This is a genomic window from Enterobacter cloacae complex sp. 2021EL-01169 (assembly GCF_020733125.1).
In the GTDB taxonomy this organism is placed as follows: Bacteria; Pseudomonadota; Gammaproteobacteria; order Enterobacterales; family Enterobacteriaceae; genus Enterobacter; species Enterobacter roggenkampii.
Map to the genome: position 1 here is coordinate 67,353 of NZ_JAJFTC010000003.1, position 25,319 is coordinate 92,671.

Genomic DNA, 25,319 nt, shown 5'->3' on the forward strand with positions numbered 1-25,319 from the left:
GGTAAAACGGCTGAGTAAATTGCTGACTTTGCGGCGCATTATCCAGCGCGGACTATGCTTTTGCATACGGTTCACAAAATAGTGGGAAACTATGTCCAGATTCTTCTTTAACGATCGCAAACAGCTGGTCAACGATGCCATTGAAGGCATACTGCTCTCTGCGCCACATGCCAATCTCGTCAAGCTTGATATCGATCCGGCCATCAGGATCGTCGCGCGCGGCGACTGGGATAAAAGCCGCGTGGCGGTAATTTCCGGCGGCGGCTCAGGCCATGAACCCGCACACGCCGGGTTTGTTGGGAAAGGGATGCTGACGGCGGCTGTGTGCGGCGAGCTGTTTGCCTCGCCGAGCGTGGATGCGGTACTGAATGCCATCGTCGCGGTCACGGGCGATCGCGGCTGTCTGCTGATCGTCAAAAACTACACCGGCGACCGCCTGAACTTCGGCCTGGCCGCTGAAAAGGCCAAACGCTACGGCCTGAAGGTGGAGATGGTGATTGTGGCGGACGATATCGCGCTGCCGGATAACAAGCAGCCGCGCGGTATTGCCGGCACGGCACTGGTGCACAAGATTGCGGGCTATGCGGCGGAACAGGGGAAATCCCTGAGCGAGGTGCGGGATATTGCGCAACAGGCCTGCGATAACCTCTGGAGCCTGGGCGTAGCGATGCAAACGTGCAACCTGCCGGGCAGCGACGATGAAGAGGGGCGCATTAAGCAAGGCCATGTCGAGTTGGGCCTGGGCATTCACGGCGAGCCCGGGGCTTCCGTGGTGGATACGCAAAACAGCAAAGCCATTATCGACACCCTGGTGACGCCGTTACGCGCGCAGGCGGGCGAGGGGCGTTTTGCGGTATTGATTAACAATCTTGGCGGCGTATCGGCGCTGGAGATGGCGCTGCTGACCAAAGAGCTGGCGCACTCGGCGCTGAAAGAGAACATCGCGTACCTGATTGGCCCAGCGCCGCTGGTCAGCGCGCTGGATATGAAAGGCTTTTCGCTGACGCTGCTGAAGCTCACTGATTTCTTCGAAAAGGCGATTCACGCTGATGTCGAGACGCTGGGCTGGCAGAAGCCCGTGGCGTTTGCGCCACTGCGTACCGTGGCGCATAGCGCCATTCATGACCGTGTGGAGTATACCCCCTCTGACAATCCACAGGTGCGTGCGTTTGTCTCCTCCGTGTCGACAACGCTGCTCCAGCTCGAAAACCGCCTGAACGCGCTGGATGCTAAAGTGGGGGATGGCGATACCGGCTCTACCTTTGCGCAAGGGGCGCGGGATATTGCGCAGCGCCTGGAGGAGAACGCGCTCCCGCTTAATGACGTGCCTAAGCTGCTGTTACTGGTTGGCGAGCGGCTGGCTACGGTAATGGGCGGGTCGAGCGGCGTGCTGATGTCGATCTTCTTCACCGCGGCCGGGCAAAAGCTTCACGATGGTCAGACGCTCCCGGAGGCCTTGCTCAGTGGACTTGCGCAGATGAAGCAGTACGGCGGAGCGGATCTTGGCGATCGCACGCTGATCGATGCGCTGCAACCGGCGCTGGAGGCGTTACAGAAAGGCAATATTCAGGCGGCAGCGCAGGCCGCGCAGCAGGGCGCAGAAGCAACGTCGAAAATGGCGAAAGCCGGCGCGGGACGCGCGTCGTATGTCAATAAAGAGAACCTGGATGGGGTGATGGATCCGGGAGCGGTCGCGGTAGCGGAAGTATTTAACGTATTGGCGCAGCAGTGAAAGTAGGCCGGGTAAGGCGAAGCCGCCACCCGGCAAACTCACATCAGAAATCTGCTTTCAGCACCACGCGGTAGCGGGCTTTGCCGTCGCGCACGTGCTGGATCGCTTCGTTGATTTTTGACATCGGATACAGTTCGGTGGTCGGCGCCACTTTGGTGCGTCCGGCGAATTTCATCAGTTTGCGCAGCTCGTAAGGCGTACCGGTTGCAGAACCTGAGATGCTGCGATCCCCGCCGATCAGGGTAAATGCCGGAACCGGCAGCGGCTTCATTACCGCACCCACGGTGTGGAAGTTACCGCCGTAGGCCAGCGCTTCAAAGTACGGCTGCCAGTCGAGATCCACGTTAACGGTGTTGATGATCAGGTCAAACTGGCCCGCCAGCGCGTTCAGCGCCTGCGGATCGCGGCTGTTCACCACTTTATCCGCCCCCATTGCCAGCACTTCTTTCTCTTTCGCCGGGTTCGAGCTGAACGCCGTGACTTCACAGCCCATCGCGTGCAGCAGCTTAATGGCAATATGCCCCAGTCCGCCGATACCGATGACGCCGACGCGGCTGGTGGCGGTGATATGGTGCATCAGCAGCGGCTTGAAGACGGTGATGCCGCCACACAGCAGCGGACCGGCGGATTCGATATCAATGCTGTCCGGCAGCGGGATGACCCATTGCCAGTCGGCGCGCAGTTTATCGGCAAAACCGCCTTTGTTGAGAATGGTGGGAACAGCGCCTTCGAGGCAGTTGATTTGATTGCCGCTGATACAGGCATCGCAGTGACCACAGCTGCGTGCCGTCCAGCCAATGCCCACGCGCTGGCCCACTTTGAGCCCTTTGTCCTGCGCGGCGCTACCGAGCGCCACGACGCGGCCAGTAACTTCGTGCCCGGCAACCAGCGGATAGCTGGAGAAGCCCCATTCGTTGTCGATCATCGAGAGATCCGAGTGGCAGATCCCGCAGTAATCAACCTGTACTTCGACGTCTTCTGCTTTTAGTTCGCCCGCATCGTACTCGTACAGCTCAAGTTCTGCACCCGCCTGCGGTGCGGCGTAGCTTTTTATCTTCGACATCGTGTTTCCCCCGTTGTGGTGTGAACTGAGAGTGTAGAGCATTCAGTTTACAGCCGCTTAACAGAAGAGGGCAGGAACGAAAGTTACAGACTTTTCAGCATTCTGACTTCGCAATCAACGTGGCCGGTACAGCCCAGCGGCGCATCGATATGCTCAAAGCCCAGATGTTCATACAGGCCGATGGCCTCTTTGAGGAAGGCGGTCGTTTCAAGGTAGCAGCGGGTAAAACCCTGCTTGCGCGCGTGGTCCAGCGCCATCAGCGCCAGCTTTTTTGCCAGTCCTTGTCCGCGTGCCGTTGGCAGGAAATACATTTTCTGCAGTTCGCAGATATGCGGCTCGCTGCAGCTGAGGGGTGCCACGCCGCCGCCGCCCACGACCTGACCGTTCTGCTCGATGACCCAGTAGGCATGACCAGGCTGGCTGTAGAGCTGGAAAAGCGCGTCCAGATTCGGGTCGGCAACCGTGTAGCCTTTGTCAGCCGTCAGGCCATATTCGGCAGAAACGGTGCGAATAACGGCGGCGATAGCCGGGTTATCCTGCTCAGCGATCCGGCGCATCGTCGTCGCGACGGGGGTAATCACGCTCATAGCATTACTCATTACAAAAATTGACACATAACTGCTGTTAATAGCACCGCAGAAAGGGGAGTGCAAGCGAGGAGTTTTCAGGAAGGTTACCCCTTACGCCCTGAAGCGTAAGGGGTAAAAGCATTACAGGGCAGCGATAACCGCCTGCTGCTCAATCAGCTTGGTCTTCGCATCGGCGAAGGCAACCAGACGCTCACGCTCTTTCGCGATGACCGCTTCCGGCGCGCGGGCAACAAAGCCTTCGTTCGCCAGCTTGCTTTCGATTTTGCCAATTTCCACGTCGACTTTCGCCACTTCTTTCGCCAGACGAGCCAGCTCAGCGTCTTTGTCGATCAGACCCGCCATCGGGATCAGCAGCTCGGCGCCGTCGATGATTTTGGTCACGGAAACCGGACCTTTGTCATCAGCAGGCAGCACGGTGATGCTTTCCAGACGCGCCATGGTTTTCAGGAAGGTGTTGTTCTCGGTGACGCGACGAACGGCCGCTTCGCTACAGCCGCGCAGCAGCAGCTCCAGCGGTTTGCCCGGCGCGATGTTCATTTCAGCACGAATGTTACGTACCGCCACGATCGCCTGCTTCAGCCACTCGGTATCCGCAGACGCCGCTTCATCAACCTTAGCCGCATCGAATGCCGGGAACGGCTGCAGCATGATGGTGTCGGCGTTGATCCCTGCAATCACCTTCACGCGCTGCCAGATGGTCTCGGTGATGAATGGAATAACCGGATGCGCCAGGCGCAGCAGGCCTTCCAGAACGGTAATCAGCGTGTTGCGCGTGCCGCGCAGTTCCGCCTCAGTGCCGCCGTTCATCACCGGCTTCGCCAGCTCCAGATACCAGTCACAGAACTGGTTCCAGGTGAATTCATACAGAATGCCCGCCGCGATATCGAAGCGGTAGCTGTCCAGCGCCTCGCGGAACGCTTTCACGGTCTGGTTGAATTCCGCCAGGATCCAGCGGTCGGCCAGGGAGAGGGTCATCTCGCCGCCGTTGAAGCCGCAATCCTGATCTTCGGTGTTCATCAGCACGAAGCGGCTGGCGTTCCACAGCTTGTTACAGAAGTTACGGTAACCTTCCAGACGCTTCATGTCCCAGTTGATGTCACGGCCGGTCGAGGCCAGCGCTGCCAGGGTGAAGCGCAGGGCGTCGGTACCGTGAGCCTCAATCCCGTTCGGGAACTGTTTCTCGGTGCGCTTGCGGATTTTCTCCGCCAGCTGAGGCTGCATCATGTTGCCGGTGCGTTTTTCCAGCAGCTCTTCCAGAGAAATACCGTCAACCATATCCAGCGGGTCAATGACGTTACCCTTGGATTTGGACATCTTCTGGCCTTCGTCGTCGCGGATCAGACCGGTCATGTAGACGGTATGGAACGGAACCTGCGGCTTGCCGTCTTCGTCTTTGATGAAGTGCATGGTCATCATGATCATGCGGGCAATCCAGAAGAAGATAATGTCGAAGCCGGACACCATCACGCTGGTTGGGTGGAACTGACGCAGCGCGTCGGTGTTTTCTGGCCAGCCGAGGGTGGAGAAGGTCCACAGCGCGGAGGAGAACCAGGTATCCAGCACGTCTTCGTCCTGACGCAGGGCAACGTCAGCGCTCAGGTTGTTTTCCTGGCGCACTTCATCTTCGCTGCGGCCAACGTACACGTTGCCTTCGTTGTCGTACCATGCCGGGATACGGTGACCCCACCACAGCTGACGGGAGATACACCAGTCCTGAATATCGCGCATCCAGGAGAAGTACATGTTTTCGTACTGCTTCGGCACGAACTGAATGCTGCCGTTCTCAACCGCTTCAACAGCCGGTTTCGCCAGCACGTCGGCACGCACGTACCACTGGTCGGTCAGCATTGGCTCGATAACCACGCCGCCACGGTCGCCGTACGGCACGGTCAGATCGTGAGGCTTGATCTCTTCCAGCAGGCCGAGTGCGTCAACAGCAGCCACGATGGCTTTACGCGCGGCAAAGCGTTCCAGCTTCTGGAACTCGGCCGGGATGTCGCTGGAATAGACGTCGGATTCGTTGCCTTTGGTGTCGTACACTTCTGCGCTTTCGCGGATATCGCCGTCGAAGGTCAGAATGTTGATCATCGGCAGGGCGTGACGACGACCCACTTCATAGTCGTTGAAGTCGTGCGCCGGGGTGATTTTCACGCAGCCGGTGCCTTTTTCCATGTCGGCGTGTTCGTCGCCCACAATCGGAATACGGCGGTTTACCAGCGGCAGCACCACGAATTTGCCAATCAGATCTTTATAACGCGGATCTTCCGGGTTAACGGCCACGCCGGTATCGCCCAGCAGGGTTTCCGGACGGGTGGTCGCGACCACCAGGTAATCTTTACCGTCAGCGGTTTTTGCGCCGTCGGCCAGCGGATAGCGGATGTGCCACATGGAGCCTTTAGACTCGCGGTTTTCCACTTCCAGATCGGAAATCGCGGTGCGCAGTTTTGGATCCCAGTTAACCAGGCGCTTGCCGCGGTAAATCAGGTCTTCTTTATACAGGCGGACGAAGACTTCTTTCACGGCGTTGGAAAGGCCTTCATCCATGGTGAAGCGCTCGCGCTCCCAGTCCACGGAGTTGCCGAGACGGCGCATCTGACGGGTAATGGTGCCGCCAGATTCCGCTTTCCACTGCCAGATTTTGTCGATGAACGCGTCGCGACCGTAGTCGTGGCGGGTTTTCCCTTCTTCAGCGGCAATTTTACGCTCAACCACCATCTGGGTCGCGATACCCGCGTGGTCAGTCCCCGCCTGCCACAGGGTGTTTTTGCCCTGCATGCGCTGGTAGCGGATCATGGTGTCCATGATGGTCTGCTGGAAAGCATGACCCATATGCAAACTGCCGGTGACGTTCGGCGGCGGGATCATGATGCAGAAGGACTCTTTGCTTTCGTCGCCGTTAGGCTTGAAATAGCCCTGCTGTTCCCAGTGCTCGTAAAGCGGCTGTTCGATATCGCGTGGGTTATATGTCTTTTCCATTATTTCCAGGTTGCCGTATTCAGGTTAAAACCAGCCAGGCGGTACGCTTTATAGCGTTCGCGCGCCAGTTGTTTCAAGGATTCTTCGTAAGGGACAAAGTCTACCACTTCTGTGAAAGCGGTGGCAAAATCTGCAAAATCTATCCGCAGGCTAATCAGAATGTCGCGCGCGCTGCTGTTGCGCTTTTGCGGCCAGGCAATTTCCACCGGCGCCCCGCCGCGTGGCCCTTCGCCTGACAGGTTATGCGGAACAAAGCTCTCCGGCGGGCGGGCCCACAGCGCTTCATCGAGACGAATCGCCTGCTGCTCATCTTCACAGGCTATCAACACGCGTTTGCCTGCGCGCCAACGTTCTGCGGCAATTTCACACACCAGCTGTTCGACGGCGCTGAGTCCATCCTGATGGGTGTCGTTGTCCAGAAGGTAGAACGTTGCATTCTTCATATATGGGGCTTCTTAGTTTTGGATTCAAATGCAAAGCCGGGTGGCGCTACGCTTACCCGGCCTACGGTTGAATGACGTTGTAGGCCGGGTAAGGCGAAGCCGCCACCCGGCACTTTATATCACTCGTCGCCGTTAAAACCCGCACGGTTGAGCAGGAACTGCGACAGCAACGCTACCGGACGACCGGTTGCGCCTTTGGCCTTACCGGAGCGCCATGCGGTACCTGCGATATCCAGGTGCGCCCAGTTGTACTTGCGGGTGAAGCGCGCCAGGAAGCAGCCCGCGGTGATCGCCCCGCCAGGACGTCCGCCGATGTTCGCCATATCCGCGAAGTTAGACTCCAGCTGCTCCTGATATTCGTCACCCAGCGGCAGACGCCATGCGCGGTCACCGGCCTGCTCCGAGGCGCTAATCAGCTCGTGCGCCAGCGGATTATGGTTCGACATCAGGCCGGTAATGTGGTGGCCCAGCGCAATCACACAGGCGCCGGTGAGCGTGGCGACGTCAATGACCGCTTCTGGCTCGAAGCGCTCAACGTAGGTCAGCACGTCACAAAGTACCAGACGGCCTTCGGCGTCGGTGTTCAGCACTTCTACCGTCTGGCCGGACATGGTGGTCAGGACGTCACCCGGGCGATACGCGCGACCGCCGGGCATGTTTTCGCAGCCCGCCAGGACGCCGATCACGTTGATGGGCAATTGAAGCTCCGCGACCATGCGCATGACGCCGTAAACCGCCGCCGCGCCGCACATGTCGTATTTCATCTCGTCCATGCCTTCCGCAGGCTTGATGGAGATACCGCCGGAATCGAAGGTCAGGCCTTTACCGACCAGCACGACAGGGCGCGCGTCTTCGGCCGGGTTGCCCTTGTACTCGATGACCGACATCAGGGATTCGTTCTGCGAGCCGTTACCGACCGCCAGGTAAGAGTGCATTCCCAGCTCTTTCATCTGCTGTTCGCCGATGACGCGGGTAATCACGTTTTTGCTGTAGGCGTCGGCCAGCTGGCGCGCCTGAGAGGCGAGGTAAGCGGCGTTACAGATGTTCGGCGGCATGTTGCCGAGATCTTTTGCCGCTTTAATACCGGCGGCAATCGCCAGACCGTGCTGAATGGCGCGCTCGCCGCTGGTCAGCTCGCGACGGGTTGGCACGTTAAAGACCATTTTACGCAGCGGACGACGCGGCTCGCTTTTATTGGTCTTCAGCTGATCGAAGCTGTACAGACTCTCTTTTGCCGTTTCGACTGCCTGACGCACTTTCCAGTAGGTGTTACGCCCTTTAACGTGCAGCTCGGTCAGGAAGCAGACGGCTTCCATTGAACCGGTATCATTCAGCGTATTGATGGTTTTCTGAATCACCTGCTTGTACTGACGTTCATCCAGCTCGCGTTCTTTGCCGCAGCCAATCAGCAGAATGCGCTCTGACAGTACGTTCGGAACATGGTGCAGTAACAGCGTCTGCCCAGGTTTGCCTTCCAGTTCGCCACGGCGCAGCAGGGCGCTAATATAGCCGTCACTGATTTTATCGAGTTGTTCGGCGATCGGGGAGAGTCGGCGTGGTTCAAAGACGCCCACAACGATGCAGGCACTCCGCTGTTTCTCCGGGCTACCGCTTTTTACACTGAACTCCATGCACTACGCTCCTGAATCTTAAAGACAACGGCGGCGGCTACGGATAGAATTGAAACCTTTCGTAACTCATGTCCGCTGTTGTGGTGACTTCGTGTTAATCTTACGTTACTACGGTTTCGACACGTCAGAAAAAGTCCTGAAGCGTGAATCCGCCGGATGTTTTAATCTTAGCGATGATTTCGACGACTCAAGAGAATAAATGACGTTTAAGCCATGAAACAAGCGATTTTCCAGCAAAGAGACGGGTTTTTACGGGCGTATTTAAAGTGATAATCATAAGATATCTGGTGCGGGAGACGCTCAAAAGCCAACTGGCGATCCTCTTCATCCTGCTGCTGATTTTTTTCTGTCAGAAGCTGGTTAAGATCCTCGGTGCGGCCGTTGACGGCGAAATTCCAACAAATCTGGTGCTTTCCCTGCTTGGTTTAGGGATCCCGGAAATGGCGCAGCTTATCCTGCCGCTAAGTCTTTTCCTTGGCCTGCTCATGACGCTTGGGAAACTCTACACCGAGAGTGAAATCACGGTGATGCATGCCTGTGGCCTGAGCAAAGCGGTGCTGGTCAAAGCCGCCATGATACTGGCGCTGTTCACGGGGATCGTTGCGGCGGTGAATGTGATGTGGGCGGGTCCTCTGTCTTCTCGCCATCAGGACGAAGTGCTGGCCGAAGCGAAAGCCAACCCCGGCATGGCGGCGTTAGCCCAGGGGCAGTTCCAGCAGGCAACCGACGGGAACTCCGTGCTGTTTATTGAGAGCGTTGACGGCAGCAAATTCAACGATGTCTTCCTGGCGCAGCTGCGTCCTAAAGGTAACGCGCGTCCTTCTGTGGTGGTTGCCGACTCCGGTCAGCTTGCTCAGCGCAAAGATGGTTCTCAGGTCGTGACGCTGAACAAAGGCACCCGTTTCGAAGGCACCGCGATGCTGCGTGACTTCCGCATTACGGATTTCCAGAACTATCAGGCCATTATCGGTCATCAGACCGTGGCGCTCGACCCAACGGATACCGAGCAAATGGACATGCGTACCCTCTGGAATACCGATACCAACCGAGCGCGTGCTGAGTTCCACTGGCGTATTACGCTTGTCTTCACCGTGTTTATGATGGCGCTGATTGTCGTTCCGCTGAGCGTGGTGAACCCGCGTCAGGGACGCGTGCTCTCTATGCTGCCAGCGATGCTGCTTTACCTGATCTATTTCCTGCTGCAAACCTCGATTCGTTCCAACGGCGCGAAGGGTAAGCTGGACCCAATGGTCTGGACATGGTTCGTTAACAGCCTGTACATCTTACTGGCGCTGGGGTTAAACCTGTGGGATACGGTGCCTGTGCGCCGCATACGTGCCCGATTCTCGCGTAAAGGAGCCATCTAATGCAGGCGTTTGGCGTTCTTGATCGCTATATCGGTAAAACCATTTTTACCACCATCATGATGACGTTGTTCATGCTGGTGTCCCTCTCCGGCATTATCAAATTTGTCGATCAGCTGAAAAAAGCCGGGCAGGGGAGCTATGACGCGCTGGGCGCGGGGATGTATACCCTGCTCAGCGTGCCGAAAGATGTGCAGATCTTCTTCCCGATGGCGGCCCTGCTGGGGGCGCTGCTGGGGCTGGGGATGCTGGCGCAGCGCAGTGAGCTGGTCGTTATGCAGGCTTCGGGTTTTACCCGTATGCAGGTCGCGCTGTCGGTAATGAAAACCGCCATCCCACTGGTGCTGTTGACCATGGCGATTGGCGAGTGGGTCGCGCCGCAGGGCGAACAGATGGCGCGTAACTACCGTGCTCAGGCGATGTACGGCGGCTCACTGCTCTCGACTCAGCAAGGTTTATGGGCGAAAGACGGTAAAAACTTCGTCTACATCGAACGGGTGAAGGGGAATGATGAACTGGGCGGAGTGAGCATCTACGCTTTCGATGACCAGCGCCGTCTGCAGTCCGTTCGCCACGCCTCTTCGGCGAAGTTTGACGCCGAACATAAGCAGTGGCGGTTGTCCCAGGTTGATGAATCTGACCTGACCGATCCGAAACAGATTACGGGTTCTCAGACGGTAACCGGTACGTGGAAAACCAACCTGACGCCCGATAAGCTCGGCGTCGTGGCGCTGGATCCTGACGCGCTCTCCATCAGCGGTTTGCACAACTATGTGAAATACCTGAAGTCGAGCGGACAGGATGCGGGACGCTATCAGCTCAACATGTGGAGCAAAATCTTCCAGCCGATGTCCGTGGCGGTAATGATGCTGATGGCGCTGTCGTTTATCTTCGGCCCGTTGCGCAGCGTGCCGATGGGGGTCCGCGTCGTGACCGGCATCAGCTTCGGCTTTGTGTTCTACGTGCTCGATCAGATCTTCGGTCCGCTGACGCTGGTTTATGGCATTCCGCCGATTATCGGTGCGCTGCTGCCAAGCGCCAGCTTCCTCCTGATCAGTCTCTGGCTGCTGTTGAAACGCTCCTGATTGATCTCGCCTCGCTTCCGGTTACCCGGGAGCGAGGCTAATCTCCTGTTTCACCCCGCACTTTTTCTCACAACCTTCAACGTCCCGCCGCGAATTTGAGTATTATTGAGCGATAACGTCGTGAAGGGATCCTCTATGAAGCAAATTCGAATGCTTGCCCAGTATTACGTCGACCTGATGATGAAGCTTGGGCTGGTGCGTTTTTCCATGCTGCTTGCGCTGGCGCTGGTCGTTCTGGCCATTGTCGTGCAAATGGCGGTTACCATGGTTCTGCATGGTCAGGTCGAGAGTATCGACGTCATCCGCTCCATCTTCTTTGGCTTGCTTATTACTCCCTGGGCGGTCTATTTCCTTTCCGTGGTGGTTGAACAGCTGGAAGAGTCCCGTCAGCGTTTGTCTAAGCTGGTGGATAAGCTGGAAGAGATGCGCGAGCGCGACCTGAAGCTCAACGTCCAGCTCAAAGACAACATTGCGCAGCTGAATCAGGAGATTTCAGATCGTGAGAAAGCGGAGGCCGAGCGTCAGGCCACCCTGGAACAGCTGAAAATCGAAATGAAAGAGCGCGAGGTCACGCAGATCCAGCTTGAGCAGCAATCTTCTTTCCTGCGATCGTTCCTGGATGCGTCGCCGGATCTGGTGTTCTACCGTAATGAAGATAAAGAGTTTTCCGGCTGTAACCGGGCGATGGAGTTGCTCACCGGAAAAAGCGAGAAGCAGCTGATACACCTGAAGCCGCAGGACGTTTACTCTGAAGAGGCGGCGGCCAAGGTCATGGAGACCGACGAAAAAGTCTTCCGTCATAACGTCTCGCTGACCTATGAACAGTGGCTGGATTACCCGGACGGGCGCAAAGCCTGCTTTGAGATCCGTAAGGTGCCCTACTATGACCGCGTGGGGAAACGCCACGGCCTGATGGGCTTTGGCCGCGATATTACCGAGCGTAAGCGCTATCAGGATGCCCTGGAGCGCGCCAGCCGCGACAAGACCACCTTTATCTCCACCATCAGCCACGAGCTGCGTACGCCGCTTAACGGCATCGTCGGGTTGAGCCGTATTCTGCTGGATACCGACCTGACCGCAGAGCAGGAAAAATATCTCAAGACTATCCATGTTTCAGCGGTCACGCTGGGTAATATCTTCAACGATATTATTGATATGGATAAGATGGAGCGCCGCAAAGTTCAGCTTGATAACCAGCCTGTGGATTTCACCAGCTTCCTTGCCGATCTGGAAAACCTGTCTGGCCTGCAGGCGCAGCAGAAGGGACTGAGCTTTGTCATGGAGCCAACCCTGCCGCTGCCGCATAAAGTGGTGACGGACGGCACGCGACTGCGCCAGATCCTGTGGAACCTGATCAGCAACGCGGTGAAATTTACCCAGAAAGGAAAGGTGGCGGTGCGTATCCGCTATGACGAAGGTGACATGCTGCACTTCGAGGTGGAAGACTCCGGGATGGGTATTCCGCTGGAGGAGCAGGACAAAATCTTCGCCATGTACTATCAGGTGAAGGACAGCAACGGTGGGAAACCGGCCACCGGTACGGGCATTGGCCTGGCGGTCTCTAAACGTCTGGCGAAGAGTATGGGCGGCGATATCACCGTTGCCAGCCAGCCGGGCAAAGGGTCAACCTTCACGCTGACGGTCCATGCCCCTGCGGTGGCGGAAGAGGTAGAGGATACCTTTGAAAATGACGATATGCCGCTGCCTGCCCTGCACGTCCTGCTGGTGGAAGATATTGAGCTGAACGTAATTGTGGCGCGCTCTGTACTGGAAAAACTGGGCAACAGCGTGGATGTCGCGATGACCGGCAAAGCCGCGCTGAAGATGTTTAAACCAGGCGAATACGATCTTGTTCTGCTGGATATTCAATTACCGGATATGACCGGGCTGGATATCTCGCGCGAGTTGACGCGTCAGTACGCGGCCGACGAACTGCCGCCGCTGGTTGCCCTGACGGCGAACGTGCTGAAAGATAAAAAAGAGTATCTCGATGCCGGTATGGACGATGTACTCAGCAAGCCGCTGGCGGTGCCTGCTCTGACCGCTATGATCAAAAAATTCTGGGATACCCATGATGAAGAGGAGAGCACCATGACGTCTGTTGATAGCGCAAAAGCCCAAACGATACTCGATACCGCGATGCTGGAGCAGTACATCGATCTGGTGGGGCCGAAACTGATTACCGACGGTCTGGCGGTGTTCGAAAAAATGATGCCGGGCTATCTGAGCGTGCTGGAATCCAACCTGACGGCCCGTGACCAGAAGGGGATCGTGGAAGAAGGACATAAAATCAAAGGTGCCGCCGGCTCGGTTGGCTTACGCCATCTGCAGCAGCTGGGGCAACAGATTCAGTCGCCTGATTTACCTGCATGGGAAGATAACGTGGGTGATTGGGTTGAAGAGATGAAACAGGAATGGCAAAACGATGTGGCGGTGCTAAAAGCCTGGGTTGACGCCAGAAAAAAATGACCCCGGATTAACCGGGGTGCGCGAATACTGCGCCAACACCAGGGAAATCGTGGCTGCGCCTGTTTTTAAACGTTATTTTTGAAAGGGCGCTGCCTGAAAAATTTAGGCCGCACGCAGATAAGATAGCAAATCTTAAATGGTTTGTTACATGAATCAGTGAAATGTGTGAAGCATAGCGTTTTAATCAAAATTATTAATGTGCTTCAGCAAGTTGCAGAAAAGGATTGTCATGATGAAAAAGATTGGTGTCGTGCTAAGCGGATGCGGTGTTTACGATGGCTCTGAGATACACGAAGCCGTCATCACGCTGCTGGCCCTGGCTAAGCAGGGAGCCGAGGTGATTTGTTTTGCACCGGACAAAAATCAGGCGGATGTGATTAACCATCTGACCGGTGAGCCGATGGCGGAAACCCGTAACGTGCTGATTGAAGCCGCGCGCATTGCGCGAGGTGACATCCATCCTCTTATTCAGGCAGACCCTGCAGAGCTTGATGCGCTCATTGTGCCGGGTGGGTTTGGCGCAGCCAAAAATCTCAGTACCTTTGCCGCGCAGGGCGCGGAGTGTCAGATCGATCCTCATCTCAAAGCGCTGTCGCAGGCCATGCATGCGGCAGGAAAACCGCTGGGCTTTATCTGTATCGCACCGGCGATGTTGCCTAAAATTTTTGATTTCCCGCTGCGCCTGACCATCGGGACGGATATTGATACCGCAGAGATCGTCGAGGAAATGGGGGGCGAACACGTTCCGTGCCCGGTGGATGACATTGTGGTTGATGAAGATAACAAGATTGTCACCACGCCTGCGTATATGCTGGCGAAGAATATCGCGGAAGCCGCTGTGGGCATTGAAAAACTGGTCGCCCGCGTGCTGGTGCTGACGGAATGAGGCGTCCGTTTTCCGCAGGCGCATGGGTGAAACGCCTTCTTCTACGCATCGTTCTCATCATGGCGGTGTTCTGGGGAGGCGGGCTGGCCGTGTTCAGCATTATGCCGGTCCCGTTCTCTGCCGTGATGGTTGAGCGTCAGCTCGGCGCGTGGCTCAGCGGCGATTTCGGCTATGTTGCCCATTCTGATTGGGTAAGCATGGACGAGATCTCTCCGTTCATGGGGCTGGCGGTCATCGCAGCGGAGGATCAGAAATTTCCGGAGCACTGGGGATTCGACGTTGCGGCCATTGAGAAGGCGCTGGCGCATAACGAACGCCATGAAAACCGCGTGCGCGGCGCGTCAACGTTGTCGCAGCAGACGGCCAAAAATCTGTTTCTGTGGGACGGCCGCAGCTGGGTGCGAAAGGGGCTGGAAGCGGGGCTCACCCTGGGCATGGAAACGGTCTGGAGCAAAAAGCGCATTCTGACCGTGTATCTCAACGTTGCCGAGTTTGGCGACGGGGTATTTGGTGTCGAAGCTGCATCACAACGCTATTTTAATAAACCCGCCAGCAAGCTGAGCATGTCTGAGGCGGCGCTGCTCGCGGCTGTTCTGCCTAATCCCCTCCGCTTTAAAGCCAGTGCCCCGTCAGGTTACGTGCGAAGCCGTCAGGCGTGGATTATGCGCCAGATGCGTCAGTTGGGAGGAGAAGGGTTTATGGAGAGCAACAAACTTATGTAGGGCGGGTAAGCGCAGCGCCACCCGCCTGAAGGGCAGAGACCTTAATCTTCGTCGAACCCCGCGTTAAACAGCGCAATCACCGCCGCCAGCGCTTCCTCTTCCTGGGGGCCGGTGGCTTCGACTTCAATCTGACGCCCTTTGGCGGAATCCAGCATCAGCAGCGCAATGACGCTGTTCGCCTCCGCTTCGGTACCTTCGTCATTCCGCAGCAGAACTTCTGCATCGAAACCCTGCATCAGCTCAAACAGCTTCATCGCCGGGCGCGCATGCATGCCCAGCTTATTGGTGATCTCAACGGTCTGTTTTACGGTCATGTTTTACGTTTTTCCAGCGTGCGATGACGGGACTGAACGTTCTTCCCGCGCGAGCGGAAATAGTCGGCCAGCTGTTCGGCGATATAAACCGAACGATGTTTACCGCCGGTACAGCCAATCGCTACCGTCAGGTAGCTACGATTGTTTGTCTCCAGCATAGGTAACCATAGCTCAAGGTAGCTTCGCGTCTGGTAGATAAAATTGTGAACTTCTGTGTGCCTGTCGAGGAAGGCCGCGACGGGTTTATCCAGACCGGTCATAGGACGCAGTTTCGGATCCCAGTGCGGGTTCGGCAGGAAGCGCACGTCGAAAACATAATCCGCATCAATCGGGATACCGTGCTTGAAGCCAAAGGATTCGAACACCATCGTCAGTTCGCGCTCGCGTTTACCCAACAACCGGGTACGCAGCATTTCCGCCAGCTCGTGAACGGACATCTCAGAGGTGTCGACAATCAGGTCGGCGCGAGAACGCAGCGGCTCCAGCAGATCGCTCTCTTCATCGATTGCGCTCTCCAGGGAGAGGTTCTTACTGGAAAGCGGGTGCAAACGACGGGTGTCGCTGTAGCGGCGAATCAGGGTATTACGGTCTGCATCGAGGAACAGCAGCTGAGGCGAGAACGTGTCAGGCAGGTTACTCATTGCCTGTTCGAAGATCTCTGGCGATTCCGGCATGTTACGAACGTCGATACTGACGGCGGCCGAGGTCTGTCTCTCCGCAAGCGTACGGGCCAGGTCGGGCAGCAACACGACCGGAAGGTTATCGACGCAGTAAAAACCCATGTCTTCCAGCGCGCGCAGAGCAACGGATTTCCCCGACCCTGAACGACCGCTGACAATCATCAGCACCATGTTCCGTTTCTCCTCAGGACAACAGATGTGAAGGCCATCTCCTGGTTATGCATCATCCTGATTGCCTTCTGCTTCGGTGATAATTTGATAAAGCTCTTCATCACTTTGAGCCGAGCGCAGTCGACGGCAAATGGTTTTATCAGCCAGACGTTTGGCGACCAGCGACAGCGTATGCAGATGGGTTTTCGTCTGGTCAGCAGGCACCAGCAGCGCGAAGAGGAGATCGACGGGCTGGTTATCAATGGCATCAAAGGCGATCGGTGTTTCAAGCTGCACAAACACACCGACGGCACGCAGGGTATCCTCTTCCAGCTTGCCGTGCGGGATTGCGATGCCGTTGCCGATACCGGTACTGCCCATCTTTTCGCGGGTCAGAATCGCTTCGAACACCACCTGCGGCGGCAGGCCCAGCTGTTTTGCGGCCAGTTCACTGATGATTTCCAGCGCACGTTTTTTGCTCTGGCAGTGAACCGCACTGCGGGTACATTCCTGGTTAAGGACATTGCTCAGTTGAAGAGCGGAATCGTTGTTCATCATAATTTCACCTAAGCGCTAACTGTACAAATGGCCTGTTGTGTTTCACAACAGGCCGTCCTGCACCCGTTAACTGCCCGGACAATTAGTGTTGTTTCAGTTTATCTTTATGTTTATTGAGCTGTCGCGCAAGCTTATCAATCAAGCCGTCGATAGCAGCGTACATGTCTTGCCCTTCCGCACTGGCATGCAGTTCCCCCCCGTTAACATGCAGGGTGGCATCCGAGATATGAGTCACTTTCTCCACTTTCAACACAATGTAGACCTGATTGATCCTTTCGAAATACTGCTCGAGTTTTGCAAACTTCGCGTTCACAAAGTCGCGTAAAGCCTCAGTAATTTCGACGTTTTGTCCAGTGATGTTGAGCTGCATAGTGTCTTCCTTATCGGTTGTGTCAGACCAGCTGTTTACGCTGGTTGGACGGCGGAATGGATAAAGACTCTCGATACTTCGCAACAGTACGACGTGCCACCATAATACCCTGATCGGACAGCATGGTGGTTAACTTACTGTCGCTTAGTGGCTTCGCGGGATTCTCCGCGGCGATCAACTTCTTCACCAGAGCACGAATGGCCGTTGACGACGCTTCGCCGCCGCCCTCGGTATTCACATGGCTGGAGAAGAAATACTTAAGCTCAAAAATACCGCGTGGACTGTGCAGATACTTCTGCGTGGTGACACGGGAAATGGTTGATTCATGCATCTCGACGGCCTGGGCGATATCCGCCAGCACCATCGGTTTCATATACTCTTCGCCCTGCTCAAAGAAAGCCTGCTGCTGTTCGACAATACAGCGGCTGACGCGTAGCAGCGTATCATTTCGGCTCTCCAGACTTTTGATCAGCCATCGCGCTTCCTGCAAATTGCTACGAATATATTGGTTGTCGGCGTCGTTACGCACGCTGGTGCACATGGAGGCATACTGCTGGTTGATTTGCAGGCGAGGGATGCTGTCTGAATTCAGTTCAACGACCCAGCGGCCGTTGTGTTTTCTGACCAGCACATCCGGGATCACGTACTCGGGCTCGCTGGTCTGGATCGACTGACCGGGGCGCGGATCGAGCGACTGGATCAGATTCACCGCTTCTTTCAGCACCTCTTCCTTCAGGCGCGTGACTCGCATCAGGGTGCGGAAATCGTGGTTCGCCAGCAGATCCAGATGATCGCTGATGATCGCGCGCGCCTCCTCGAGCCATGGCGTCTCTTTACTGAACTGAGAAAGCTGAATCAGCAGGCAGTCGCGCAGATCTTTTGCGGCTACGCCTACCGGATCGAAACGCTGGATGCGCTTCAGAACGGCTTCGACTTCCTCAAGCTCAATCTCGTCGTCGCCCATGCTTTCCAGTATATCGTCGAGGGTGACGGTCAAATAGCCGGTGTCGTCAACGGCATCGACAATGGACGTGGCAATCGCGCGGTCGGTATCGGAGAAGGGGGTGAGTTCCACCTGCCACATCAGGTAATCCTGCAGCGACTGGGTGGTTTCGCCCTGATAGACCGGTAGCTCATCGTCCTGGTAGTCTGCACGCGTACCGGAAGGGGTTCCGGCGGTGTAGATTTCATCCCAGCTGGCATCAAGCGGAAGCTCGTCGGGCATCTCTTTTTGTTCGAGTGCATCCGCGGTATCGAGCGCTTCAGTATCCTGCGATTGCTGGGTATCTACCTCGTCATGAAGATCGGTTTGTTCCAGCAGGGGGTTACTGTCCAGCGCCTGCTGGAGCTCCTGCTGAAGTTCTAACGTGGACAGTTGCAACAGGCGAATTGCCTGCTGTAGCTGCGGCGTCATCGCCAGTTGTTGGCTGAGCCTTAATTGCAAACCTTGCTTCATGTTCAGAGCATTTTTCTCCGGTTCGGCGTTACGTTACCTCTACCCTATCAGAGTCTGAAGTCTTCCCCAAGATAGACGCGCTTAACATGATCGTCTTCGAGGATCTGCTGCGGCGTACCGTGGGCGATCAGATTGCCCTGGCTGACAATATAGGCGCGTTCACACACGGCCAGCGTTTCACGCACGTTGTGGTCGGTGATCAGTACGCCAAGCCCGCTGTCGCGCAGGTGCTCAATGATACGTTTAATGTCGATAACGGAGATGGGGTCAACGCCCGCAAACGGTTCATCCAGAAGGATAAATTTCGGGTTTGCGGCCAGCGCACGCGCAATCTCAACGCGACGGCGTTCGCCCCCGGAGAGTGCCTGACCGAGGCTGTCGCGCAGATGCTCAATGTGGAACTCTTCCATCAGCTCGTTAGCACGATCCTGACGCTGTTCGTTGGTCAAGTCGTTACGAATTTGCAGGACCGCCATCAGGTTGTCGTAAACGCTGAGACGACGGAAAATGGAGGCTTCCTGCGGCAGATAGCCGATCCCGCGACGCGCGCGCGCGTGCAGCGGCAGAAGACTGATGTCTTCATCGTCAATGATAATGTTGCCGGCATCGCGCGGCACAATACCCACCACCATGTAGAAGGTGGTCGTTTTACCCGCACCGTTCGGGCCAAGCAGCCCCACGATTTCGCCGGAGTTGACGGTCAGACTGACATCTTCTACGACACGGCGGCCCTTATAGGCCTTCGCGAGGTTTTTTGCAGTTAATGTTGCCATAACGAATTAGTTACTCTTCTTCTGTGCCGGGGCCTGGCCCTTGCCTTTGTCCTGCAGCTGCGACGGAACCAGTACGGTGGTCACGCGTTTGCCTTTCTCGCTGGAGGCCTGCATTTTTTGCTCTTTAACCAGATAGGTAATCTGGTCGCCGGTAATGTTGCTGTCCAGCTGTTCCAGATACGCATTCCCGGTCAGGATGACCAGATCCTTCGCCAGCTCATAGTGCATGTGCGTAGCGCGGCCTTTCACCGGCTTGCCGTTGTCCTGCATTTGATAGAAGGTTGCCGGGTTGCCGTAACCATCAATAATCTCTTTGCCCTGCTCGCCACCCGGACGGGTTACGACCACTTTGTCGGCGTTGATTTTGATGGTGCCCTGGGTCATGACGACGTTACCCGTGAAGGTGACGACGTTACCCTGCATATCGAGAGACTGGGTGTCGGACTCAATATGGATCGGCTGGTCGGTATCGCCCGTTACAGCAAGCGCGGGGAGACTGGCCGCCAGCATCGCGCTGGCGATAATAACTTTAAGGCTGAGTTTGTTTGTTTTGAATTTCATAGGAGGTTCTAACCTTTTCAATCAGCTCGGCGTTCTTGCTGCGTAAGTTCCCGCGCATTCTTAAACCGCTGGAATTAAATGTTGTGCCATACAGTGTGACCAGATCCTGCGACGTCACGTCCTGGGTTACCAGGTTGATCTGGGCATTATCCGTCGTAATTTTTCGCAGTTGCGAGTCAGCGGTCAGGGCGTTGACTTCAACGTGGCCATACAGATAAAGCATACGGTCATTTGTCAGTTTGGCCCGATCTGACTTAATTGACCACGTCGGCACTTTGTCTTTATCAAATGTGGTCATCACAGGTTGGGTAAACCATGAAACGCCATCATCGGAAAAATATTCAACATGCTGGGCAATCAGGCGATAGTTCAGCGCGCCTTCCGGGCTGTAGACCACGGTGTCGCTGTGATCGCTTTTATAGGTTGGATCGGTATTGTTGATCACTTCCGTTTGCGTATCGTCGCGATCGGCAAGGTTCACGCCAATCAATACCAGTGCGACAAGCGAAAGCAAAATGATAATCCAACGTCTGGTTTTACTCATATCGATTGCCCTTTGGCCTCATCAAGCTTGCCCTGCGCCAGCAGAAGCAGATCGCAGACTTCACGGACAGCGCCGCGGCCACCGTTGATGTGGGTAACGTAGTCGGCGCGCGGGATCAGCAGCGGATGTGCATCGGCAACGGCGATGCTCAGCCCAACTTCAGCCATCACCGGCCAGTCAATCAGGTCGTCCCCGACGTAGGCCACGTTTTCCGGTGCGATAGCCAGTTTACCCAGTAAATCATTGAACGCAGCCATCTTATCGGATTGACCCTGATACAGATGGGTAATACCTAAAGTTTCACAGCGGTCTTCTACCAGTTTAGCGTTTCGTCCGGTGATGATCGCCACCTCAATCCCCGAGGTGAGCGCACAGCGGATACCGTAGCCGTCGCGAACGTTAAACGCCTTCAGCTCTTCACCATTATTGCCCATGTAAATCAGGCCGTCGGAGAGAACCCCATCCACATCGAGGATGAGCAGACGAATGTTTTCCGCCTTTGCCATCATCTGCGTACTGACCGGACCATAACAGGTTGCAAGGGATGCACCCGCATTACTCATTGTCTTATCCTTCATTACACTACGCCTGCGCGCAGCAGATCATGCATATGTACCACACCCAGCAACTGGTCGCCATCGGCAACCATAACGGAGGTGATGTGGCGGGACTGCATCAGGTTCAGCACATCCACGGCCAGCGTACCTGGACGCACGCGGATACCGCCCGGCGTCATCACGTCGGCAATGCCGAGCGTGCGGACATCGACACCCATATCGAACACGCGACGCAGGTCGCCATCGGTGAAGATCCCCTGAATTTTCATCAGATCGTCGCACACGACCGTCATCCCCAGATTCTTACGGGTGATTTCCAGCAGCGCATCACGCAGGGAGGCTTCTTTACTGACGTGAGGGATCTCATCCCCGGTGTGCATAATATCGTTTACCCGCAGCAGGAGCTTGCGCCCCAGCGCGCCGCCCGGGTGGGAAAGCGCGAAATCTTCCGGCGTAAAGCCACGGGCTTCAAGCAGCGCCACGGCAAGCGCATCGCCCATGACCAGTGCAGCGGTGGTGCTGGAGGTCGGCGCCAGACCGAGCGGACAGGCCTCCTTAGGAACCTTCACGCACAGGTGAATATCGGCTGCACGCGCCATGCTGCTTTCTGGACGGCTGGTCATGCAAATCAGCGGCACCTGCAGTCGCTTCAGTACCGGGATGAGCGCCAGGATTTCATTGGACTCACCGGAGTTGGAGAGCGCGATGACGATATCCTGCGGCGTGACCATACCCAGGTCCCCGTGCGCGGCTTCCCCCGGGTGGACAAAGAAGGAAGAGGTGCCGGTACTGGCAAAGGTTGCCGCCATTTTGCGTCCAATGTGACCGGACTTGCCCATCCCCATCACCACGACTTTGCCGGCGCAGTAGAATATCTTCTCACATGCCAGACTAAAATCCTGATTAATGTACTGATCTAACTGCGCCAGACCTTCACGTTCAATCTCCAGAACGTCTTTGCCTGCTTTCTGAAAGTCAAAACCCGGCTGCAATTCTATTTGCGACATAATGCGTTTCCGTTTACCCAGAGAGAAGAGGCGAGAGCCAGTACAGCATCGCCATCCATACGATAAATCCACCCGTCAGCAGCGCGCCTGCGCCTTTGCCGATCTGTCGTTGCCGCCGCCAGCAGAGCAGGGCAAAAATCACGCTGACCAGCAACATCACGCCGTAATCACGTGAGAACGCCAGAGGATTAAAGGGCCCTGGCGAAATCAGGGCCGGCAGGCCCATCACAATGGCGATATTAAAAATGTTAGAACCGATGATATTACCAATGGCAATGTCATCCTCACCTTTACGTGCCCCCGCAATGGCGGTGGCCAGCTCCGGCAGGCTGGTGCCGATGGCAATCACCGTCAGGCCTATAGTCAGCTCGCTGATGGCAAAATAGTTCGCCAGCACCGTCGCGTTATCCACGACCATGCGCGTTGCCATCGGCATGATGATCAGTGCGACGCCCAGCCAGAGCAGGGCAACAGGCAGCGTGCCTTCTCGCGGAAGCTCGGCGACCTGCTCGCGCGTGAGGCTATCCTGACCCTGCTTTTCAGCCAGACGGGCGATCTTAACACTATACAGCAGCCAAATAACGGCCAGCGCCAGCAGGAAAATGCCGTCGCTGTAGCTCAGTACGCCATCGTAAAATACGCACCCTGCCAGCAGGCTTACGAGTAACATTAGCGGCAATTCACGGCGCAGAACATCAGAATGCACGCGAAAAGGATGGAGCAGCGCGGCCAGGCCTAAAATCAATAAAATATTGACGATGTTAGAGCCAATGGCGGTGCCGACTGCCAGGTCTACCTGACCATGCAGCGAGGCGGAGACAGAGACGATGATTTCAGGAAGCGACGTTCCTACGCTGACCACAGTCATCCCGATGACAACAGGTGGTACGCCACTCAGGCGACACAGGATAGATGCAGCAAACACTAAACGGTCAGCACTGTAGACCACCAACAGTAAACCAATTATTAACAGTGCTGTTGCTAAAAGCATCAAAAGTCCTTTCTTCAGGTATACTCGTCGGTCCATTGCTCGGGAATGGCTGGACTGCATACAGTCTGAGGCGTAACGAATTCCTAATTTTGACTTTATGCGCCGGAAAAGTAAAACAAATGCCAGCTTTCGCTAACCTCTACGGTTATTATTCTGTAAAAATGCGGAGTTTAGGGCTGATTCAGGCTACATGCCTTAACGTGAGCAGGATAAGAAAGGAACCATAAATGAGCCAAACCATGGCGAATTTAGTCGATGTCCGCGGGGTGAGTTTTTCTCGCGCCAACAGATTGATATTTGATGATATTTCGTTGACCGTGCCGCGTGGCAAAATTACTGCCATCATGGGGCCGTCCGGGATCGGTAAAACGACCCTGCTCCGCCTTATCGGTGGGCAGATCCCACCGGATAGCGGTGAAATCCTCTTTGATGGCGAAAACATCCCGGAGATGTCGCGCTCGCGCCTGTATACTGTTCGCAAACGCATGAGCATGCTCTTTCAGTCGGGGGCTTTGTTCACCGACATGAACGTCTTTGATAACGTTGCCTATCCGCTGCGCGAGCATACCAGCCTGCCGCCTGCGCTGCTGAAAAGCACGGTGATGATGAAGCTAGAAGCCGTCGGGCTGCGGGGCGCCGCGAAGCTGATGCCTTCGGAGCTGTCCGGCGGGATGGCGCGTCGTGCCGCGCTGGCGCGAGCCATCGCATTAGAACCTGATTTAATCATGTTCGACGAACCGTTTGTCGGGCAGGATCCCATCACGATGGGCGTGCTGGTGAAGCTCATCTCTGAGCTGAACAGCGCGCTTGGCGTCACCTGCATTGTGGTGTCTCACGATGTACCTGAAGTGTTGAGCATTGCCGATTACGCCTACATCGTAGCGGACAAAAAGATCGTCGCACACGGTAGCGCCCAGGCGCTGCAGGAAAATTGCGATCCGCGCGTGCGGCAGTTCCTCGACGGTATTGCCGATGGCCCTGTGCCGTTCCGCTACCCGGCGGGCGACTATCGTGACGATTTACTGGGAATAGGGAGTTAAGCCACTCATGCTGTTAAATGCGTTGGCCGCTCTCGGACACCGTGGCATAAAAACCATCAGGACGTTCGGGCGTGCCGGATTGATGTTATTCAACGCGCTGGTCGGCAAGCCGGAATTCCGTAAGCACGCGCCGCTATTGGTGCGTCAGCTTTATAACGTCGGCGTGCTGTCGATGCTCATCATCATTGTCTCCGGTCTGTTTATCGGTATGGTGCTGGGTCTGCAGGGCTACCTGGTGCTGACAACCTACAGTGCGGAAACCAGCCTCGGGATGCTGGTGGCGCTCTCGCTGCTGCGTGAACTGGGGCCCGTTGTGGCGGCGCTGCTTTTCGCCGGGCGCGCGGGGTCGGCCTTAACGGCTGAAATTGGCCTGATGCGCGCGACCGAGCAGCTCTCCAGCATGGAGATGATGGCGGTCGATCCGCTGCGTCGCGTGATCTCGCCGCGTTTCTGGGCCGGGGTCATCTCTTTACCGCTGCTGACGATTCTGTTTGTCGCCGTGGGGATCTGGGGCGGTTCGCTGGTTGGCGTGCACTGGAAAGGCATTGATGCCGGTTTCTTCTGGTCTGCCATGCAGGATGCCATTGATCTGCGAATGGATCTGATTAACTGCCTGATTAAGAGCGTGGTATTTGCCATTACGGTCACCTGGATTGCATTGTTCAATGGTTACGATGCCATCCCGACGTCGGCGGGCATTAGCCGCGCAACTACACGTACAGTCGTTCATTCGTCGCTGGCCGTACTGGGTCTGGATTTTGTGCTCACCGCACTGATGTTTGGGAATTGAGTTCATGCAAACGAGAAAAAATGAAATTTGGGTCGGTGTATTCCTGCTGCTGGCGCTGCTGGCCGCGCTGTTTATCTGCCTGAGAGCGGCGGATATCACGTCTGTGCGCACCGAGCCGACGTATCGCATCTATGCCACCTTCGATAACATCGGCGGGCTGAAGGCGCGTTCACCGGTCCGTATTGGCGGCGTGGTGATCGGACGCGTATCTGACATTACGCTGGATGAGAAGACCTATCTGCCACGTGTCGCGATGGATATCGAAGAGCGTTACAACCACATTCCGGACACCAGTTCCCTTTCTATCCGGACTTCCGGTCTGCTGGGCGAACAATATCTGGCGCTTAACGTCGGTTTTGAAGACCCCGAGCTGGGAACGACTATCCTTAAGGACGGGAGCGTGATCCAGGACACCAAGTCCGCCATGGTGCTGGAAGATATGATTGGTCAGTTCCTTTACAACAGTAAAGGGGATGATAAAAAGTCTGACAATGCCCCTGCGCAGAGTGAAGACCATACCAATGCTGCGCCGACCCCAGGTGCTGCGAATTAATATCAGGAGAAGTC

The 25,319-nt window shown here is 56.1% G+C and carries 25 protein-coding genes; 9 read left to right on the forward strand and 16 right to left on the reverse strand.

Annotation, left to right across the window (positions count from 1 at the left end; translation table 11 throughout):
- Positions 1–91: 91 nt before the first annotated feature.
- Positions 92–1,732 (forward strand): dihydroxyacetone kinase subunit DhaK, encoded by a 1,641-nt coding sequence (locus tag LLF79_RS11450; protein ID WP_206804925.1) that lies wholly within the window; start codon positions 92–94, stop codon positions 1,730–1,732.
- A gap of 43 nt (positions 1,733–1,775) precedes the next feature.
- Here the strand turns inward: LLF79_RS11450 and LLF79_RS11455 are convergent, their stop codons facing one another.
- The 5 genes from LLF79_RS11455 to pepA form a co-directional block, all read right to left on the reverse strand.
- On the reverse strand, positions 1,776–2,795 hold the full coding sequence (locus LLF79_RS11455) for an NAD(P)-dependent alcohol dehydrogenase (protein WP_227879550.1): 1,020 nt from the start codon (positions 2,793–2,795) through the stop codon (positions 1,776–1,778).
- A gap of 83 nt (positions 2,796–2,878) precedes the next feature.
- A complete protein-coding gene (locus LLF79_RS11460) occupies positions 2,879–3,382 on the reverse strand; it encodes a GNAT family N-acetyltransferase (RefSeq protein WP_206804923.1) in 504 nt (167 codons plus the stop codon).
- A 123-nt stretch (positions 3,383–3,505) separates the two neighbouring features.
- Entirely contained in the window at positions 3,506–6,361 is a 2,856-nt protein-coding gene (locus LLF79_RS11465; protein WP_023294670.1) for a valine--tRNA ligase, read from the reverse strand.
- Positions 6,361–6,804: a DNA polymerase III subunit chi gene (gene holC, locus LLF79_RS11470; protein WP_008502815.1), complete on the reverse strand. Its 444-nt coding sequence runs from the start codon at positions 6,802–6,804 to the stop codon at positions 6,361–6,363. Before holC ends, LLF79_RS11465 begins: the two co-directional genes overlap by 1 nt.
- A 119-nt stretch (positions 6,805–6,923) precedes the next feature.
- A complete protein-coding gene (gene pepA / locus LLF79_RS11475) occupies positions 6,924–8,435 on the reverse strand; it encodes a leucyl aminopeptidase (protein ID WP_008501434.1) in 1,512 nt (503 codons plus the stop codon).
- A gap of 266 nt (positions 8,436–8,701) precedes the next feature.
- Here pepA and lptF point away from each other — a divergent pair, with 266 nt between their 5' ends.
- From lptF to mtgA, 5 genes are all read left to right on the forward strand, one after another.
- Positions 8,702–9,802 carry an LPS export ABC transporter permease LptF gene (gene lptF / locus LLF79_RS11480; protein ID WP_021242268.1) on the forward strand — a complete coding sequence of 367 codons (1,101 nt, stop codon included), beginning with the start codon at positions 8,702–8,704 and terminating at the stop codon, positions 9,800–9,802.
- Entirely contained in the window at positions 9,802–10,884 is a 1,083-nt protein-coding gene (lptG, locus tag LLF79_RS11485) for an LPS export ABC transporter permease LptG (protein ID WP_008501437.1), read from the forward strand. The genes lptF and lptG overlap by 1 nt, the downstream gene beginning before the upstream one ends.
- 135 nt (positions 10,885–11,019) lie before the next feature.
- Entirely contained in the window at positions 11,020–13,353 is a 2,334-nt protein-coding gene (gene arcB, locus LLF79_RS11490) for an aerobic respiration two-component sensor histidine kinase ArcB (RefSeq protein WP_227879551.1), read from the forward strand.
- 232 nt (positions 13,354–13,585) lie between these two features.
- Positions 13,586–14,239 carry an isoprenoid biosynthesis glyoxalase ElbB gene (elbB, locus tag LLF79_RS11495; RefSeq protein WP_032653621.1) on the forward strand — a complete coding sequence of 218 codons (654 nt, stop codon included), beginning with the start codon at positions 13,586–13,588 and terminating at the stop codon, positions 14,237–14,239.
- Entirely contained in the window at positions 14,236–14,961 is a 726-nt protein-coding gene (mtgA, locus tag LLF79_RS11500) for a monofunctional biosynthetic peptidoglycan transglycosylase (protein ID WP_206804919.1), read from the forward strand. The genes elbB and mtgA overlap by 4 nt, the downstream gene beginning before the upstream one ends.
- 41 nt (positions 14,962–15,002) lie before the next feature.
- Here mtgA and npr read toward each other — a convergent pair whose 3' ends face one another.
- The 11 genes from npr to LLF79_RS11555 form a co-directional block, all read right to left on the reverse strand.
- A complete protein-coding gene (npr, locus tag LLF79_RS11505; RefSeq protein ID WP_003861872.1) occupies positions 15,003–15,275 on the reverse strand; it encodes a PTS phosphocarrier protein NPr in 273 nt (90 codons plus the stop codon).
- A complete protein-coding gene (gene rapZ / locus LLF79_RS11510; protein WP_008501442.1) occupies positions 15,272–16,126 on the reverse strand; it encodes an RNase adapter RapZ in 855 nt (284 codons plus the stop codon). Before rapZ ends, npr begins: the two co-directional genes overlap by 4 nt.
- A gap of 45 nt (positions 16,127–16,171) precedes the next feature.
- The gene (gene ptsN / locus LLF79_RS11515; protein WP_008501443.1) at positions 16,172–16,663 is read right to left on the reverse strand and encodes a PTS IIA-like nitrogen regulatory protein PtsN; all 492 of its coding nucleotides are present in this window, start codon (positions 16,661–16,663) and stop codon (positions 16,172–16,174) included.
- 82 nt (positions 16,664–16,745) lie between these two features.
- On the reverse strand, positions 16,746–17,033 hold the full coding sequence (gene hpf / locus LLF79_RS11520) for a ribosome hibernation promoting factor (RefSeq protein ID WP_008501444.1): 288 nt from the start codon (positions 17,031–17,033) through the stop codon (positions 16,746–16,748).
- A gap of 22 nt (positions 17,034–17,055) precedes the next feature.
- Positions 17,056–18,489 (reverse strand): RNA polymerase factor sigma-54, encoded by a 1,434-nt coding sequence (gene rpoN, locus LLF79_RS11525; protein ID WP_008501445.1) that lies wholly within the window; start codon positions 18,487–18,489, stop codon positions 17,056–17,058.
- 47 nt (positions 18,490–18,536) lie between these two features.
- Complete coding sequence (lptB, locus tag LLF79_RS11530; RefSeq protein ID WP_008501446.1) at positions 18,537–19,262, reverse strand: LPS export ABC transporter ATP-binding protein; 726 nt, start codon at positions 19,260–19,262, stop codon at positions 18,537–18,539.
- Positions 19,263–19,268: 6 nt separating this feature from the next.
- Positions 19,269–19,823, reverse strand: coding sequence for a lipopolysaccharide ABC transporter substrate-binding protein LptA (gene lptA / locus LLF79_RS11535; RefSeq protein WP_008501447.1), 555 nt, complete (start codon positions 19,821–19,823; stop codon positions 19,269–19,271).
- A complete protein-coding gene (lptC, locus tag LLF79_RS11540) occupies positions 19,792–20,367 on the reverse strand; it encodes an LPS export ABC transporter periplasmic protein LptC (protein WP_021242266.1) in 576 nt (191 codons plus the stop codon). Before lptC ends, lptA begins: the two co-directional genes overlap by 32 nt.
- The gene (gene kdsC, locus LLF79_RS11545; RefSeq protein ID WP_008501449.1) at positions 20,364–20,930 is read right to left on the reverse strand and encodes a 3-deoxy-manno-octulosonate-8-phosphatase KdsC; all 567 of its coding nucleotides are present in this window, start codon (positions 20,928–20,930) and stop codon (positions 20,364–20,366) included. Before kdsC ends, lptC begins: the two co-directional genes overlap by 4 nt.
- 14 nt (positions 20,931–20,944) lie before the next feature.
- Complete coding sequence (kdsD, locus tag LLF79_RS11550) at positions 20,945–21,931, reverse strand: arabinose-5-phosphate isomerase KdsD (RefSeq protein ID WP_008501450.1); 987 nt, start codon at positions 21,929–21,931, stop codon at positions 20,945–20,947.
- A 13-nt stretch (positions 21,932–21,944) separates the two neighbouring features.
- Complete coding sequence (locus tag LLF79_RS11555; protein ID WP_008501451.1) at positions 21,945–22,922, reverse strand: calcium/sodium antiporter; 978 nt, start codon at positions 22,920–22,922, stop codon at positions 21,945–21,947.
- A 227-nt stretch (positions 22,923–23,149) separates the two neighbouring features.
- On the opposite strand from LLF79_RS11555, the gene mlaF reads away from it, so the two are divergent.
- The 3 genes from mlaF to mlaD are packed head-to-tail and all read left to right on the forward strand — an operon-like array spanning position 23,150 to position 25,305.
- Positions 23,150–23,962, forward strand: a complete 813-nt coding sequence (gene mlaF, locus LLF79_RS11560; protein ID WP_008501452.1) for a phospholipid ABC transporter ATP-binding protein MlaF — start codon at positions 23,150–23,152, stop codon at positions 23,960–23,962.
- Between the two features lie 7 nt (positions 23,963–23,969).
- Positions 23,970–24,752, forward strand: a complete 783-nt coding sequence (gene mlaE / locus LLF79_RS11565; RefSeq protein ID WP_008501454.1) for a lipid asymmetry maintenance ABC transporter permease subunit MlaE — start codon at positions 23,970–23,972, stop codon at positions 24,750–24,752.
- Positions 24,753–24,756: 4 nt separating this feature from the next.
- Positions 24,757–25,305, forward strand: coding sequence for an outer membrane lipid asymmetry maintenance protein MlaD (mlaD, locus tag LLF79_RS11570; protein ID WP_008501455.1), 549 nt, complete (start codon positions 24,757–24,759; stop codon positions 25,303–25,305).
- Positions 25,306–25,319: the final 14 nt, after the last annotated feature.

What these genes read in the sequence shown, in the direction of transcription:
- kdsC (WP_008501449.1), bottom strand. Translation starts at nt 20,930, where the DNA reads ATGAGTAATGCGGGTGCATCCCTTGCAACCTGTTATGGTCCGGTCAGT.
- kdsD (WP_008501450.1), bottom strand. Translation starts at nt 21,931, where the DNA reads ATGTCGCAAATAGAATTGCAGCCGGGTTTTGACTTTCAGAAAGCAGGC.
- LLF79_RS11455 (WP_227879550.1), bottom strand. Translation starts at nt 2,795, where the DNA reads ATGTCGAAGATAAAAAGCTACGCCGCACCGCAGGCGGGTGCAGAACTT.
- arcB (WP_227879551.1), top strand. Translation starts at nt 11,020, where the DNA reads ATGAAGCAAATTCGAATGCTTGCCCAGTATTACGTCGACCTGATGATG.
- ptsN (WP_008501443.1), bottom strand. Translation starts at nt 16,663, where the DNA reads ATGATGAACAACGATTCCGCTCTTCAACTGAGCAATGTCCTTAACCAG.
- npr (WP_003861872.1), bottom strand. Translation starts at nt 15,275, where the DNA reads ATGACCGTAAAACAGACCGTTGAGATCACCAATAAGCTGGGCATGCAT.
- holC (WP_008502815.1), bottom strand. Translation starts at nt 6,804, where the DNA reads ATGAAGAATGCAACGTTCTACCTTCTGGACAACGACACCCATCAGGAT.
- LLF79_RS11465 (WP_023294670.1), bottom strand. Translation starts at nt 6,361, where the DNA reads ATGGAAAAGACATATAACCCACGCGATATCGAACAGCCGCTTTACGAG.
- rapZ (WP_008501442.1), bottom strand. Translation starts at nt 16,126, where the DNA reads ATGGTGCTGATGATTGTCAGCGGTCGTTCAGGGTCGGGGAAATCCGTT.
- rpoN (WP_008501445.1), bottom strand. Translation starts at nt 18,489, where the DNA reads ATGAAGCAAGGTTTGCAATTAAGGCTCAGCCAACAACTGGCGATGACG.
- mlaE (WP_008501454.1), top strand. Translation starts at nt 23,970, where the DNA reads ATGCTGTTAAATGCGTTGGCCGCTCTCGGACACCGTGGCATAAAAACC.
- lptA (WP_008501447.1), bottom strand. Translation starts at nt 19,823, where the DNA reads ATGAAATTCAAAACAAACAAACTCAGCCTTAAAGTTATTATCGCCAGC.
- pepA (WP_008501434.1), bottom strand. Translation starts at nt 8,435, where the DNA reads ATGGAGTTCAGTGTAAAAAGCGGTAGCCCGGAGAAACAGCGGAGTGCC.
- LLF79_RS11555 (WP_008501451.1), bottom strand. Translation starts at nt 22,922, where the DNA reads ATGCTTTTAGCAACAGCACTGTTAATAATTGGTTTACTGTTGGTGGTC.
- lptB (WP_008501446.1), bottom strand. Translation starts at nt 19,262, where the DNA reads ATGGCAACATTAACTGCAAAAAACCTCGCGAAGGCCTATAAGGGCCGC.
- mtgA (WP_206804919.1), top strand. Translation starts at nt 14,236, where the DNA reads ATGAGGCGTCCGTTTTCCGCAGGCGCATGGGTGAAACGCCTTCTTCTA.
- elbB (WP_032653621.1), top strand. Translation starts at nt 13,586, where the DNA reads ATGAAAAAGATTGGTGTCGTGCTAAGCGGATGCGGTGTTTACGATGGC.
- LLF79_RS11460 (WP_206804923.1), bottom strand. Translation starts at nt 3,382, where the DNA reads ATGAGCGTGATTACCCCCGTCGCGACGACGATGCGCCGGATCGCTGAG.
- lptC (WP_021242266.1), bottom strand. Translation starts at nt 20,367, where the DNA reads ATGAGTAAAACCAGACGTTGGATTATCATTTTGCTTTCGCTTGTCGCA.
- mlaF (WP_008501452.1), top strand. Translation starts at nt 23,150, where the DNA reads ATGAGCCAAACCATGGCGAATTTAGTCGATGTCCGCGGGGTGAGTTTT.
- lptG (WP_008501437.1), top strand. Translation starts at nt 9,802, where the DNA reads ATGCAGGCGTTTGGCGTTCTTGATCGCTATATCGGTAAAACCATTTTT.
- mlaD (WP_008501455.1), top strand. Translation starts at nt 24,757, where the DNA reads ATGCAAACGAGAAAAAATGAAATTTGGGTCGGTGTATTCCTGCTGCTG.
- hpf (WP_008501444.1), bottom strand. Translation starts at nt 17,033, where the DNA reads ATGCAGCTCAACATCACTGGACAAAACGTCGAAATTACTGAGGCTTTA.
- LLF79_RS11450 (WP_206804925.1), top strand. Translation starts at nt 92, where the DNA reads ATGTCCAGATTCTTCTTTAACGATCGCAAACAGCTGGTCAACGATGCC.